Origin of the sequence: Escherichia sp. E14V7 (assembly GCF_004212225.1) — a bacterium.
Taxonomy (GTDB): Bacteria; Pseudomonadota; Gammaproteobacteria; order Enterobacterales; family Enterobacteriaceae; genus Escherichia.
In genome coordinates, this window is the sequence record NZ_RHJJ01000003.1 from 120,791 (window position 1) to 135,705 (window position 14,915).

Consider the following 14,915-nt stretch of genomic DNA (forward strand, 5'->3'; position numbering starts at 1 on the left):
TTAAAAAGTGCTGGTTTGTGCGAGCTAGCTCAAACTTTTTAACATTTTTGTTTCAATTATGATCCAGGTACATTTCTGTGATGTTGTCTGGGTGTTATTTTAAGGCCGCAGGTACCCCATAACCTTACAAGACCTGTGGTTTTACTAAAGGACACCCTATGAAAACCTCTCTGTTTAAAAGCCTTTACTTTCAGGTCCTGACAGCGATAGCCATTGGTATTCTCCTTGGCCATTTCTACCCTGAAATAGGCGAGCAAATGAAACCGCTTGGCGACGGGTTCGTTAAGCTCATTAAGATGATCATCGCTCCCGTCATCTTTTGTACCGTCGTCACTGGCATTGCGGGCATGGAAAGCATGAAGGCGGTCGGTCGTACCGGCGCAGTCGCACTGCTTTACTTTGAGATAGTCAGTACCATCGCGCTGATTATTGGTCTTATTATCGTTAACGTTGTACAGCCAGGTGCTGGAATGAACGTCGATCCGGCGAGTCTGGATGCGAAAGCGGTAGCCGTTTACGCCGCGCAGGCGAAAGACCAGGGCATTGTCGCCTTCATTATGGATGTCATCCCGGCGAGCGTCATTGGCGCGTTTGCCAGCGGTAACATCCTGCAGGTGCTGCTGTTTGCCGTACTGTTTGGTTTTGCGCTGCATCGTCTGGGCAGCAAAGGCCAGCTGATTTTTAACGTTATCGAAAGTTTCTCGCAGGTCATCTTCGGCATCATCAATATGATCATGCGCCTGGCACCGATTGGGGCGTTCGGGGCGATGGCATTTACCATCGGTAAATACGGCGTCGGAACACTGGTGCAGCTGGGGCAGCTGATTATCTGCTTCTACATCACCTGTATCCTGTTTGTGGTGCTGGTACTGGGTTCAATCGCTAAAGCGACCGGTTTCAGTATCTTCAAATTTATCCGCTACATTCGTGAAGAACTGCTGATTGTGTTGGGAACATCGTCTTCCGAATCGGCGCTGCCACGTATGCTCGACAAGATGGAAAAACTCGGCTGCCGGAAATCGGTGGTGGGGTTGGTCATCCCGACAGGCTACTCGTTTAACCTTGATGGCACATCGATATACCTGACAATGGCGGCGGTATTTATCGCCCAGGCCACTAACAGTCAGATGGATATCGTCCACCAAATCACGCTGTTAATCGTGTTGCTGCTTTCTTCTAAAGGGGCGGCAGGGGTAACGGGCAGCGGCTTTATCGTGCTGGCGGCGACACTTTCTGCCGTAGGCCATTTGCCGGTGGCGGGTCTGGCGCTGATCCTCGGTATTGACCGCTTCATGTCGGAAGCTCGTGCGCTGACTAACCTGGTCGGTAACGGTGTAGCAACCATCGTGGTCGCTAAGTGGGTTAAAGAACTGGACCACAAAAAACTGGATGATGTGCTGAATAATCGTGCGCCGGAAGGCAAAACGCACGAATTATCCTCTTAATCTCACCACTTATGCCCGCACTCCCTTCCCCGAGTGCGGGTGTTTGCGCATAATTGCCCCCTGTGCCTGAACTTACCACCTGGGTGAGTTCAGGTTTATTTCACTTCTTCCGTGACATTTTTATATTCTTGCGGTCTAACACGAAGTGTTTTCAATGTCATTTAGACTGGCCGACAACGGGCAGTTTTTTATTACCAGGATAGTTGATCAGGGGTTCACATGCAGGGCACAAAAATTCGACTTTTAGCGGGCGGTTTGCTGATGATGGCCACTGCTGGCTATGTGCAGGCAGATGCGCTCCAGCCTGATCCAGCATGGCAACAGGGGACGCTCTCCAACGGTTTACAGTGGCAAGTGCTGACCACGCCCCAGCGTCCCAGCGATCGTGTTGAAATTCGCCTGCTGGTTAATACCGGTTCGCTCGCCGAAAGTACCCAACAGAGCGGTTATAGTCATGCCATTCCCCGCATCGCGCTGACGCAAAGCGGTGGCCTTGAAGCGGCACAGGCACGTTCACTGTGGCAACAGGGGATCGACCCTAAGCGCCCGATGCCGCCGGTGATCGTCTCTTACGACACCACGCTGTTTAATCTTAGTCTGCCAAATAACCGCAACGACTTGCTGAAAGAGGCGCTCTCTTATCTGGCAAATGCCAGTGGCAAACTGACTATCACGCCAGAAACCATCAACCATGCGCTGCAAAGTCAGGACATGGTGGCAACCTGGCCTGCCGACACCAAAGAAGGCTGGTGGCGCTATCGTCTGAAAGGATCAACCTTGTTAGGTCACGATCCTGCCGATCCGCTGAAACAACCCGTTGAAGCGGAAAAGATTAAAGATTTCTACCAGAAATGGTACACCCCGGATGCAATGACGCTGCTGGTGGTGGGGAACGTTGATGCGCGCTCGGTTGTAGACCAAATCAACAAAACGTTTGGCGAACTGAAAGGCAAACGTGAAACACCGGCTCCGGTGCCGACGCTTTCTCCTCTGCGTGCGGAAGCGGTGAGTATTATGACCGATGCGGTACGCCAGGACCGGTTATCCATCATGTGGGATACGCCGTGGCAGCCGATTCGTGAATCAGCCGCACTGCTGCGCTACTGGCGTGCGGACCTGGCCCGTGAGGCGCTGTTCTGGCACGTTCAGCAAGCATTAAGCGCCAGTAACAGTAAAGACATTGGTCTTGGATTTGACTGCCGTGTGCTGTATCTGCGTGCGCAGTGTGCCATCAACATCGAGTCACCAAACGACAAGCTGAACAGCAACCTTAATCTGGTGGCGCGTGAGCTGGCGAAAGTTCGTGATAAAGGTCTGCCGGAAGAAGAGTTCAACGCTCTGGTTGCGCAAAAGAAACTGGAGTTGCAGAAATTGTTTGCTGCCTATGCGCGAGCTGATACCGATATTCTGATGGGCCAGCGGATGCGTTCGTTGCAAAACCAGGTCGTCGATATCGCGCCGGAGCAATATCAGAAACTGCGCCAGGATTTCCTTAACAGCCTGACGGTGGAGATGTTAAATCAGGATCTGCGCCAGCAGTTGTCGAATGATATGGCGTTAATACTGCTGCAGCCGAAAGGCGAGCCGGAATTTAACATGAAAGCGTTGCAGGCGGCCTGGGATCAAATCATGGCCCCATCGACTGCGGCTGCCGCCACATCTGTTGCCACGGATGACGTCCATCCTGAAGTTTCGGACATTCCACCCGCGCAGTAATGCCTGATGGTGATGAGTTAGCACAACCATCAGGTATTTATGGAAGAGCTGGATAGAGGAGTAACACTTTATCCAGCCTTGCATATGCTGCTTTTACGCTGGCATCGCCTCACGCGGGATAATCGCGCCGCGATACTGAATAACGGTACTTGCAGTCAAATGCCCACGTTTCGCGGCATCTTCCGCACTACCGCCTGTCAGACGTACCGCCAGATAACCGGCGCTGAAAGAGTCGCCAGCTGCGGTGGTATCGATCACTTTTTCTTTCGGCAGTTTCACCGCCGGAACATCAACTAACGCTTCACCTGCAATGGACACCAGGCAAGAATCTGCCCCGCGTTTCACCACTACTTCTTTCACGCCTGCGTTATGGGTGCGCGCAATGACGTCTTCCACCGGTTGTTGACCCCACAGCGCGTCTTCGTCGTCCAGCGTCAGGAAGGCGATATCCGTGCATTCCAGCATTTGCTGATACACCTGCTGCGTCTCTTCTTTGCTGGCCCATAGGCGCGGACGGTAGTTATTGTCGAAAATCACTTTTCCGCCATTGGCGCGGCATTCGCGCAGCAGGGAAAGCAGTTTTTCGCGGCTGGTTGGGCTTAAAATCGCCAGGCTAATCCCGCTAAGGTAGAGATAATCGAATTTCGCCAGCTCTGCGCAAATCGCCGCTGACTGCTCGCTTTCCAGCCAGAATTTGGCCGCGGCTTCGTTACGCCAGTAGTAGAACGTACGTTCGCCAGTGTCATCGGTTTCAATGTAGTAAAGGCCCGGCAGGCGGTTTTCCATCCGTTGGGTCAGGGAAGTATCAACGTTCTCGCCGTGCCAGGCGTCCAACATCTGCTGACTAAAACTGTCCGTTCCCAGCGCCGTCACGTAATGAACGGTTAATGCCGCAGAATCGACCTGACGGGCGATGTAGACGGAGGTGTTCAGGGTATCGCCGCCGAAACCGCGCTTAACGTCTGCGCCTTTCTCGGAAAGCTCAATCATGCATTCGCCAATCACGGCAATCTTTTTGGACATAGTCGTGAACCTGATCTGTAAAAAAATTAGCGTTAGTTTGCGCTGTGGTGGTTTGTTGGTCAACTATATTAAAACACTGTTCCATTATTTTTTTGAGCCAGAACGTATTCCTGGAAGATTTCGCCGCAGGACGGGCAAATTTAGCCGCTTCGGGCGGTAAAGTTCTGGCGTTGCGCGCCGATAACATTTGTCGAGTCCGGGCAGCATCACTTTTAAACACAGGACATCTTCGATGATAAGGCAGGTTATTCAGCGAATAAGCCATCCTGAAGCAAGTATCGAAAGCTTGCAGGAACGACGCTTTTGGTTGCAGTGTGAACGTGCTTACACCTGGCAACCGATTTACCAGACATCCGGTCGGTTGATGGCCGTAGAGCTATTAACGGTCGTTACTCATCCCGATGATCCTTCGCAACGACTGCCGCCGGATCGTTATTTTGCTGAAATCACCATCAGACATCGTATGGATGTGGTGAAAGAACAGATTGATTTGCTGGCGCAAAAAGCCGTGTTCTTTGTTGAGCATGGCCTGCTGGCATCGGTTAATATCGATGGTCCGACACTTCTCGCCCTACGTCAGCAGCCGGAAATTTTGCGTCAGATTGACCGCCTTCCCTGGCTGCGTTTTGAACTGGTAGAACATATCCGCCTGCCGAAAGATTCAACCTTTGCCTCGATGTGTGAATTTGGCCCGTTATGGCTTGATGATTTTGGCACCGGGATGGCAAATTTCTCCGCGCTAAGTGAAGTCCGTTATGACTACATTAAAATCGCTCGCGAACTGTTTGTGATGCTGCGCCAGTCGCCGGAAGGCCGCACGCTCTTTTCGCAGCTTTTACATCTAATGAATCGCTATTGTCGCGGGGTGATTGTCGAGGGCGTGGAAACGCAGGAGGAGTGGTGCGATGTGCAGAATTCCCCCGCATTCGCCGCACAAGGCTGGTTTCTTTCGCGTCCGGCACCGATAGAAACGCTGGATACGGTGGCTCTGGTGGTGTAGCCGCCTCATTTTCCGCCTGGCTGGACTATCTTTAGGACTGGCCCAGGAAGAATATGAGGAAGCGAACTATGAGCAAGGCAGGCAAAATAACCGCCGCGATTTCAGGTGCTTTCTTGTTGTTGCTCGTCGTGGCGATCATTTTGATTGCGACTTTTGACTGGAATCGACTCAAACCGACCATCAACCAGAAAGTCTCTGCGGAGCTGAATCGCCCGTTCGCTATTCGTGGTGATTTAGGCGTGGTATGGGAGCGGCAAAAACAGGAAACCGGCTGGCGCAGCTGGGTGCCGTGGCCCCATGTACACGCGGAAGACATCATTCTCGGCAACCCGCCAGACATTCCCGAAGTCACAATGGTGCATCTGCCACGGGTAGAAGCAACGCTGGCCCCTCTGGCGCTGCTGACCAAAACGGTCTGGCTACCGTGGATCAAACTGGAAAAGCCCGACGCACGCCTGATTCGCCTCTCAGAAAAGAACAACAACTGGACGTTTAATCTCGCCAGCGATGACAACAAAGACGCGGATGCAAAGCCGTCGACGTGGTCGTTTCGGCTGGATAATATTCTGTTCGATCAAGGGCGGATCGCCATTGATGACAAAGTCAGCAAAGCGGATCTGGAAATTTTTGTCGATCCATTAGGCAAGCCGTTGCCGTTCAGTGAAGTCAGCGGATCGAAAGGTAGGAACGAGAAAGAAAAGGTGGGCGATTACGTTTTTGGCCTGAAGGCGCAGGGACGTTATAACGGCGAACCGCTCACTGGCACGGGAAAAATCGGCGGTATGCTGGCGCTGCGTGGCGAAGGGACGCCGTTTCCGGTACAGGCTGATTTTCGCTCTGGTAACACCCGTGTTGCTTTTGATGGCGTAGTGAATGACCCAATGAAAATGGGCGGCGTCGATTTACGGCTTAAATTTTCCGGCGATTCGCTGGGCGATCTCTATGAACTGACGGGCGTTCTGCTGCCTGATACCCCACCGTTTGAAACCGATGGTCGGCTGGTAGCGAAAATCGATACGGAAAAATCGTCGGTCTTTGATTATCGTGGCTTTAACGGGCGTATTGGCGATAGCGATATTCACGGTTCTCTGGTCTACACCACCGGTAAGCCACGGCCAAAACTGGAAGGTGACGTCGAGTCGCGCCAATTGCGGCTGGCAGATTTAGGGCCGTTAATTGGCGTTGATTCCGGTAAAGGGGCGGAAAAGTCGAAACGGTCTGAACAGAAGAAGGGCGAAAAAAGCGTTCAGCCTGCGGGCAAAGTGCTGCCGTATGACCGCTTCGAAACCGATAAATGGGACGTCATGGATGCCGATGTTCGATTCAAAGGCCGTCGTATTGAGCATGGCAGCAGCCTGCCGATTAGCGATCTTTCTACCCATATCATCCTCAAAAACGTTGACCTGCGCCTGCAACCGCTGAAATTTGGCATGGCGGGCGGCAGCATTGCGGCGAATATTCATCTGGAAGGCGATAAAAAGCCGATGCAAGGGCGGGCAGATATTCAGGCTCGTCGACTGAAACTGAAAGAACTGATGCCAGATGTGGAACTGATGCAAAAAACGCTGGGGGAAATGAACGGTGATGCGGAACTACGCGGTAGCGGTAACTCAGTGGCGGCGCTTTTGGGGAACAGTAACGGTAACCTGAAACTGTTGATGAATGACGGGCTGGTGAGCCGCAACCTGATGGAGATTGTCGGGCTGAATGTCGGTAACTACATTGTCGGTGCGATTTTCGGTGATGATGAGGTGCGGGTGAACTGCGCGGCAGCAAATCTGAATATTGCCAACGGCGTGGCGCGTCCGCAGATTTTTGCTTTTGATACTGAGAACGCGTTGATTAATGTTACCGGCACGGCAAGTTTTGCTTCGGAACAGCTGGATTTGACTATTGATCCGGAGAGTAAAGGGATTCGGATTATCACGCTGCGTTCGCCACTGTATGTGCGTGGGACGTTTAAAAATCCGCAGGCTGGGGTGAAAGCCGGGCCGTTGATTGCCCGAGGTGCGGTTGCGGCGGCACTGGCAACGCTGGTGACGCCAGCTGCGGCCTTGCTGGCGCTGATCTCACCTTCTGAAGGGGAGGCTAATCAGTGTCGGACGATTTTGTCGCAGATGAAGAAGTGATGGAAATTGCCGGATGTCTGGCATCCGGCAATTAAACAGATTTAGATTGTTGGCAAAGTGCGCTTTGTTCATGCCGGATGCGGCGTGAACGCCTTATCCGTCCTACAAATCCTTGCAAATTCAATATATTGTATGGAAATTCAGGCCCGATAAGCAGCGTAGCGCATCAGGCTTTTCAGTCTTATTACAACGACTGATGTCGCGTCTCATGCGTCAGCAGCAGGGCGATTAACGTCAAGCCAGCCATTGCCGCCAGATATAACCCCACCGCACCTAACCCGTAGTTAGTTTGCAACCAGGCCGCGATATACGGCGCAACGGAAGCCCCGAGAATCGACGATACGTTGTAAGAGAATGATGCTCCGGTGTAACGCACTTCTGTCGGGAACAGCTCTGGTAACAGCGCGCCCATCGGCCCGAAGGTCAGCCCCATCAGGCTTAACCCCAGCAGCAGGAAAGCAAAAACCAGAATCGGATTGCCAGAACCGAGCAGTGGATTAAAGGCGAACAGCGCGAACAGGATGATAAGCGTCGTGATGATCACCATGCTTTTACGCCGCCCAAAGGCATCGGCCAGCAATCCGGCTACTGGTACCATCACGCCAAAACCAATAACTGCCATCATCAGCATCCACAGCACTTCATTACGCGGCAGGCCAAGCCCAATTGGCGCGGCGGCGGTACTGAAGGTCATTGAGTAGACGGTCATGATGTAAAACAGCGTGTAGGTTGCCAGCATGATGAAGGTACCGAGCACCGTGACGCGTACGTGTTTGGTCAGCAGAGTACCCAGCGGGATCTTCACCTGCTTTTTCGCTTTAGCGACTTTCTCAAACACCGGTGACTCATGCAGCGACACGCGAACATACAGGCCGATAATGACCAGCACCGCCGAGAAGATAAACGGCACGCGCCAGCCCCAACTCATAAACTGCTCATCAGTCAGCAGCCAGGAAAGCAGCAGAAAAGTGCCGTTAGCAAAGAAGAAGCCAATCGGTGCGCCCAGCTGTGGGAAGGAGCCGTACAGCGCACGTTTACGCGGTGGTGCGTTCTCGGTTGCCAGCAGCGCTGCGCCACCCCATTCACCGCCTAATCCCAGACCCTGACCAAATCGAGCCAGTGCCAGCAGCAGCGGGGCGAAAATACCAATCGTGGCGTAGCCCGGCAGCAGACCAATCACCACTGTTGAAATCCCCATCGTTAGCAACGAGGCGACCAGCGTCGCTTTACGCCCAACGCGATCGCCGAAATGACCAAATACGGCAGAACCGATTGGGCGTGCGACGAAAGCGATGGCGAAGGTGGCGAGCGACTGTAGCGTCGCCGCGGCGGGATCGCCCTGCGGGAAGAAGATATGCGGGAACACAATAACGGCCGCAGTGGCGTAAATGTAGAAGTCGAAGAACTCAATGGCCGTGCCAATGAGGGAGGCGACAAGGACTTTATTACGTGAGTTTATCGGCTTGTATTCTTGCTCGTTGTCGAGTGTTGTGGCTGTTGCTTGCATAATCTTTTCTTATTTTTTGGCGAACGAATAGCCATATTACGCACAGCAAAAGTGATATTTCAATGTGTAACAAATCGCGGAAAAGGTTAAAAACCAGGCAAAAAGCGGATAATGTTTAGACGAGTGATTTTTCTTCTATGAAATGCTTCACACAATTTCATAAATGGTGGATAAAACTGGTTTCAGGTTAAATAAAAGTTACCAACTGGATTTATATGCTGGGTTTATGAGTTGATGTGAAATTGTTGGCTCCCGAAGAGATGGCTGAAGAGGTCCAGGGGAAGAGTTTCAGGTGGTTATGTGCGCATCATAGCCGGATGCGATGCTGGTGCATCTTATCCGGCCTACGGGGAGCCAGGTCGAATAAATTCGTAGGCCGAATAAGGCGTTTACGCCGCATCCGACCTATTTCAATGCTGCGTTTTCCCCGGCATTCGCGGGTCGTCTTTGTATTCGGCGGTGGCAATCCACGCCGCGCAAAACAACGTCAGACGGGCGAAGAAGTAGAAAAATGCCATCAGCCCCAGCACGGAACCAAATGCCGCGCCAGAGGGGGATTTCATCAACGACGGCAGGGTATACGTCATCACGATTTTAATGACTTCAAAACCAATAGCCGCGATGAATGTTCCACGAATCAGCGCCTTTTTACGCGGGCGATGACGCGGAAGACGCCAGAAGATCCAGAAGAAAAGCAGATAGTTGGCGAAGATAGAAATCGCCATGCCAATCAACCGCCACGTCGGTTTCAGCCACTCAATACTGTTAAGGTGCAGGGCGCTAATAATCATTTGCTGCGCCGAACCGGCAACCGAGGTTATTGAAAGCGTGACAATCAGCGCAATCAATAAACCAATCAGCGAAATAAAATCACGCAGATACTTAACCCAAAACTTCTCCTGATCTTGCGGTGAACGTTCCCAAACATCACGCGATTGAGCGCGAATTGCTTCACGCAAATTTCCCATCCAGTTAATCCCGGAATAAAGCGCCACCGCCAGGCCGACAAGCCCTACGGTCGTACGCTGCTGAACGGCGGTGTTGATGGTATTTTTCAATGTGGCCGCCAGCGTCGGATCGCTGATGTTTTGCAGAATTTTGTCGAAGATATCCTGCAGCAGCATCGGATGGGAGGCCAGCACAAAGCCCCCTGCGGCAAACGACACCATCAAAATCGGGATCATCGATAAAAACGAGAAATAAGTGATTGCCGCGCCAAACTGGTTACCCAGCCGATCATTGAAGCGTTCTGTCGCGCGTATCAGGTGCGCGATGATGGGTTGACGTTGGACTTTCCCGGCAGTGGTGGTAACGGTTTCCAACGCCTGACTGACTTTGCTGCCTTTATCGCTATTATCCAGATGTTTAATTTGCTCGTGCTCCAGATCCTGGGTGGGACGTTTGATCTCGTTTTCCTGCGTCATCCGCTCTTTAGTCCTTCTGTCGTTGTCTGTCTTAAAAAGTATAGTCGGTCAGTCCAGGTGCTCTTTTATTACGCCAGCCAGCCACTGCATAAACAGATTTACACGGCGGGAAAGCTCCCGACGCTGGGGATAAACCAGAGAAATGGATAGCGGCTCGGCGCGGTAGTTGGGCAACACTTCAATAAGCCGCCCGGCGCGTAGGGCTTCGCGTACGGCGACGCGGGGGATTTGAATGATACCCAGACCCGCCAGGCCGGCGGCGAGATAGGTTTCGCTACTGTTTACCGTCAACATGCCGCCGGACTTAAACCACTGGACGCCATTACTGGTGGCAACCTCAAAACCTAATGGATGCGCGCCCAAATGCGGCGTGTAATGCACCACCGCGTGCGAAGTCAGATCGTCCACACTTTGCGGATAACCAAAACGCGTCAGATAGTGCGGGCTGGCACAGTTGACCATCGTCAGTTTGCCGAGGGGGCGGGTAATAATACCCTCGTCGGGCAACGAGCCCGTGCGCATCACGCAATCATAGCCATCACGAAGAATATCAATCGCCCGGTCACTGCTACTTAATTCCAGTTCAATCCCTGGGTACTGATGAAGAAATTCTGGCAGGCGCGGTAGCAACAGGTTTTTCGCAATTCCGAGCGGGATATCGACGCGTAATTTGCCGCTGATGCTGGTGGTATCCTGCTGAAACAGGCCGTCCAGTTCGTTGAGATTACTCAACACATCTTTCGCTCGTTGGTAATAGGTCATGCCGTCGGGGGTAAGTTTGACTCGCCGCGTAGTGCGATGCAGCAACTGGGTGCCAAGCTGATGTTCCAGTGCCTGTATCTGGCGCGAAACACTTCCCTTTGGCAAAGCAAAGAAATCCGCTGCGCGGGAAAAACTTTCCAGCTCTGCGACCTTAATGAACAACTGCATTGCGTGAATTTTATCCATTTCTTTGACCGATTGTTGTTCACAGCGAAACAGTAACGCGTCTATCGCATTATTTATTGTTTTTTCTAGCATCTAATGCAAGGTTTCACAACGTAGTAATGATTAATACCGGTATTTTTTAGAAGGAAATGTCTGATAAGCTTCACTGGAAAGGAAAAATAACGCTTGAAAGACTGTCTTTTCAGCAATTTCCTGCAAAATAGTAAATGCAGTATTGGCTTTTCGTGCGCAATTTAATCGTTTTGCGGTCAGGTATTTAGCCAGCTCTCGCGAAAATCACGGTTTATTTGAATGGCGGCCAGACGAAGATATAAGGATATCCTCAAAAATGTTTTAAATAATGCCCTCGACATGTAATTTCAGGCCGTCAGCTGTAACTATTTATATCGGTAACTATTTTCCACATTGCATATCTGTAGAATGGCTACCGCCAAATGGCGAATTCTTATTTTGCCTCTCGGGTAATACCCTTCCCCTACTTAAGAGTTTTAACGTATCCAGGTGGAGATTCAGTAATGCATATAATCATGTTTGACAGGCAGTCAATATTTATTCACGGAATGAAAATCAGCTTACAGCAGCGTATTCCAGGAGTGAGTATTCAGGGCGTCGATCAGGCAGATGCACTGTGGCAAAAACTGGAAAGCTCCCCTGAAGCCTTAGTCATGCTTGATGGCGATCAGGATGGTGAGTTTTGCTACTGGTTACTGCAAAAAACCGTAGTGCAATTTCCTGATGTTAAAGTGTTGATAACGGCGACGGATTGCAGCAAACGATGGTTACAGGAAGTTATCCATTTTAACGTGATGGCAATTGTACCGCGTGATTCAGCCGTCGAGACGTTTGCATTGGCGGTAAATAGCGCGGCAATGGGAATGATGTTTCTGCCCGGAGACTGGCGAACTACACCGGAAAAAGACACAAAAGATCTCAAATCGCTAAGTGCCCGCCAGCGGGAAATTTTAACTATGCTGGCGGCAGGTGAATCAAATAAAGAGATCGGCAGGGCGCTAAATATCAGTACCGGAACGGTTAAAGCGCATCTGGAGTCGCTTTACCGCCGCCTGGAAGTGAAAAACCGCACTCAGGCGGCGATGATGTTAAATATCGCCTCCTGAAGAGGGTAATTTTATAGCCAGCAGGTTGTTCGTGGCTGGCTGTAAAACTATTACGGTTCGCCGTACAAACCTATCAGGCGCCGTACCACACCGTTGGTCCAGCCAAATCCATCCTGCAACGGATATTCGCCCCCGCCGCCCTCACGGGGAATGCCATCGGCAATATGGTATTTCTCGATCAGTTTGTGGTGTTCCAGGTAAAACTGGTTCACTGTCTTCAGCCAGCTACGCGCGATTTCATCACCCAGATAGTCATCGCCGTACATTTTAAATCCCTGAATCGCCATCCACTGCAATGGCGCCCAGCCGTTGGGTTTATCCCACTGTTCTCCGGTTTCATACTCGCTCGCCAGAATCCCTCCCGGCGTCAGTAAACGGCTACGTACGGCGTTTGCCAGGCGGTCTGCCTGTTCGTGATTCGCCATGCCCACGTATAACGGCACAATAGCGGCAGCGGAAAAGAGGGCTAACTGCTCGCGCCGCCAGTCGTAATCGCGGTAGATGCCGTTTTCATCATCCCAGAGATAACGGTTAACTGCATCGCGGCGGGCGTTGGCTTTCTGGCGGAACAGCGTTTCCGTCTCTTTCTCACCTTTCAGCGCCGAGATGTTGGCAATGGCGCTCTCCAGTTTAAACAGGAAAGCATTAAGGTCGATGGGGATGAATTGGGTAGTGCGAATGCTTGCCAGACGGCCCGCGTCACGTAGCCAGCGTGATGAGTAATCCCAGCCAGAAGCGGCACCTGCGCGTAAATCGCGATACACCTCGTTAGGCGGGCGACCGGAGTGTTTCGCGGTTTCCACATCTTCCAGCCAGGATTCATCGCGCGGCGTGTCGCGGTCATCCCAATAACGGTTGAGCAGGGCACCGTCCGGCATCCGCACCACATGGCGATAGGCCTGATTCGGAATCAGTGATTCTGCGCCGTCCATCCAGAAGGCATATTCCATTTTTAGATGATCAAGGTAACGGCGTGCACCGCGCACACCATCTTCTTCAAATAGCTCCACCATTAACGCAAAAACCGGTGGCTGCGAGCGGCTCAAATAATAGGTGCGGTTGCCGTTGGGGATGTGGCCATAGTTTTCTATCATCCAGGCGAAGTTATCGGCCATGCATTTCAGTAAATCCTCACGCCCGCTCTCTGCCAGCCCCAGCATGGTGAAATAGGAATCCCAATAGTAGGTTTCGCTAAAACGGCCCCCCGGGACAATGTACGATTGCGGTAGCGCCAGCAGGGAGGACCAGGGAATATGATCCTGGGGTTCGCGGGTTAGCACCGGCCATAGTTGGTCGATATGCTCTTTCAGGGAATTTTGCGGGTCTGATACATACTCGCTGGAGTAGACTTCCGGCAGCCAGAAGTGCTTTTCAACAAACTGGCGTAAGTCGAAATCGCGATGACGGCGCACTTTACGATAGCGGATTAAGATATCCAGCGGGTCCATTTTGGGGGCGCAGTCAGGGAAGGTTTTGCTGTCAGGGAAAATTTTCGCCGACTGGACATGCTCGAACAGTTCGAGATAACGATCGGCAGGGGTCAGCGCATCAGAGGCGGGTAGCCCCTCAATCATCTCGGGTTCTGGCTCTGCCTCAATCATCTCATCCAGTTTTAATTCATACGGATCCAGCTCATAGCAGAGATCGACTTCGATCATCCGTTCATCTGGATTAAGGTTTTGAATTTTCTGATTGAGCATAAGGATCCGACCTCCGAAATTCGTCTCTAATTATCGGGCTTTCCTTTAAGAGTAGTCATTCGCTACGGTCGATGGGGGATGAAGTGTGCGGAAGATCACGTTTATTAATGTGTCAAAAAATATAACTCCTTAATATACAAAGAAAATGAGTGATAAACGTTTTTTTGCAAAATTTCATTTTCGGAACATTCACGCACTCTATGATAAAAGCAAGTACATCGTTGTTGTTACAAATAAGAGTAGCGGTTATCTGTGTAGAATGCCGAAGGAAGTAAAATCTATTTGGTAATTAAAGAAATAACAGGAATGCCTCAATTATATATTTGAAATTAATGTGGTAATTTCTGGTTTCAATATTAATAGCGTTCTCTTATTATATAGATAAATCAATTTCATGCTTAGGATTTTGTTATTTAAATTATACCCGTAACCCCTTGCGCCCATTCCAGATAAATCCTACTTTTTTATTGCCTTCAAATAAATTTAAGGAGTTCGAAATGGACCAGAAGCTGTTAACGGATTTCCGCTCAGAACTACTCGACTCGCGTTTTGGCGCGAAGGCAATTTCTACTATCGCGGAATCGAAACATTTTCCGCTGCATGAAATGCGTGATGATGTCGCATTTCAAATTATCAATGATGAATTATTTCTCGACGGTAACGCTCGTCAGAATCTGGCAACATTTTGCCAGACCTGGGATGACGAAAATGTCCATAAATTGATGGATCTGTCGATCAACAAAAACTGGATCGACAAAGAAGAATATCCGCAATCTGCAGCCATCGACCTGCGCTGTGTAAATATGGTTGCTGACCTGTGGCACGCGCCTGCACCGAAAAACGGCCAGGCCGTTGGCACCAACACCATTGGTTCTTCCGAGGCTTGTATGCTCGGCGGGATGGCG

11 protein-coding genes are annotated in these 14,915 nt (G+C 51.1%); 6 read left to right on the top strand and 5 right to left on the bottom strand.

From position 1 onward, the window contains the following. Nucleotides 1-158: 158 nt before the first annotated feature. Nucleotides 159-1,445 carry a C4-dicarboxylate transporter DctC gene (gene dctA, locus D9741_RS04245; RefSeq protein WP_130216296.1) on the top strand — a complete coding sequence of 429 codons (1,287 nt, stop codon included), beginning with the start codon at nt 159-161 and terminating at the stop codon, nt 1,443-1,445. Nucleotides 1,446-1,664: 219 nt separating this feature from the next. Next, nucleotides 1,665-3,161: a pitrilysin family protein gene (locus tag D9741_RS04250; RefSeq protein ID WP_130216298.1), complete on the top strand. Its 1,497-nt coding sequence runs from the start codon at nt 1,665-1,667 to the stop codon at nt 3,159-3,161. Nucleotides 3,162-3,254: 93 nt separating this feature from the next. On the opposite strand, the gene kdgK is transcribed toward D9741_RS04250, so the two are convergent. Next, nucleotides 3,255-4,184: a 2-dehydro-3-deoxygluconokinase gene (gene kdgK, locus D9741_RS04255; protein WP_130216300.1), complete on the bottom strand. Its 930-nt coding sequence runs from the start codon at nt 4,182-4,184 to the stop codon at nt 3,255-3,257. A 232-nt stretch (nt 4,185-4,416) separates the two neighbouring features. Between kdgK and pdeH the strand changes: the two genes are divergently transcribed. Then, a complete protein-coding gene (pdeH, locus tag D9741_RS04260) occupies nt 4,417-5,184 on the top strand; it encodes a cyclic-guanylate-specific phosphodiesterase (RefSeq protein WP_130216302.1) in 768 nt (255 codons plus the stop codon). 68 nt (nt 5,185-5,252) lie between these two features. Beyond that, a complete protein-coding gene (locus D9741_RS04265; protein WP_130216304.1) occupies nt 5,253-7,313 on the top strand; it encodes an AsmA family protein in 2,061 nt (686 codons plus the stop codon). A gap of 184 nt (nt 7,314-7,497) precedes the next feature. On the opposite strand, the gene D9741_RS04270 is transcribed toward D9741_RS04265, so the two are convergent. From D9741_RS04270 to D9741_RS04280, 3 genes are all read right to left on the bottom strand, one after another. Beyond that, entirely contained in the window at nt 7,498-8,820 is a 1,323-nt protein-coding gene (locus tag D9741_RS04270) for an MFS transporter (protein WP_130216306.1), read from the bottom strand. A gap of 410 nt (nt 8,821-9,230) precedes the next feature. After that, nucleotides 9,231-10,244, bottom strand: coding sequence for an inner membrane protein YhjD (gene yhjD, locus D9741_RS04275; RefSeq protein WP_130210132.1), 1,014 nt, complete (start codon nt 10,242-10,244; stop codon nt 9,231-9,233). A 48-nt stretch (nt 10,245-10,292) separates the two neighbouring features. Continuing rightward, nucleotides 10,293-11,192: a LysR family transcriptional regulator gene (locus D9741_RS04280; protein WP_205712850.1), complete on the bottom strand. Its 900-nt coding sequence runs from the start codon at nt 11,190-11,192 to the stop codon at nt 10,293-10,295. 515 nt (nt 11,193-11,707) lie between these two features. Between D9741_RS04280 and D9741_RS04285 the strand changes: the two genes are divergently transcribed. Further along, nucleotides 11,708-12,310 (top strand): response regulator transcription factor, encoded by a 603-nt coding sequence (locus tag D9741_RS04285; RefSeq protein WP_130216310.1) that lies wholly within the window; start codon nt 11,708-11,710, stop codon nt 12,308-12,310. Between the two features lie 50 nt (nt 12,311-12,360). Here D9741_RS04285 and D9741_RS04290 read toward each other — a convergent pair whose 3' ends face one another. Further along, nucleotides 12,361-14,010 carry an alpha,alpha-trehalase gene (locus tag D9741_RS04290; RefSeq protein ID WP_130216312.1) on the bottom strand — a complete coding sequence of 550 codons (1,650 nt, stop codon included), beginning with the start codon at nt 14,008-14,010 and terminating at the stop codon, nt 12,361-12,363. 497 nt (nt 14,011-14,507) lie between these two features. Here D9741_RS04290 and D9741_RS04295 point away from each other — a divergent pair. Further along, nucleotides 14,508-14,915: pyridoxal-dependent decarboxylase (locus D9741_RS04295; RefSeq protein WP_240780408.1), on the top strand; the 408-nt coding region annotated here is incomplete at its 3' end.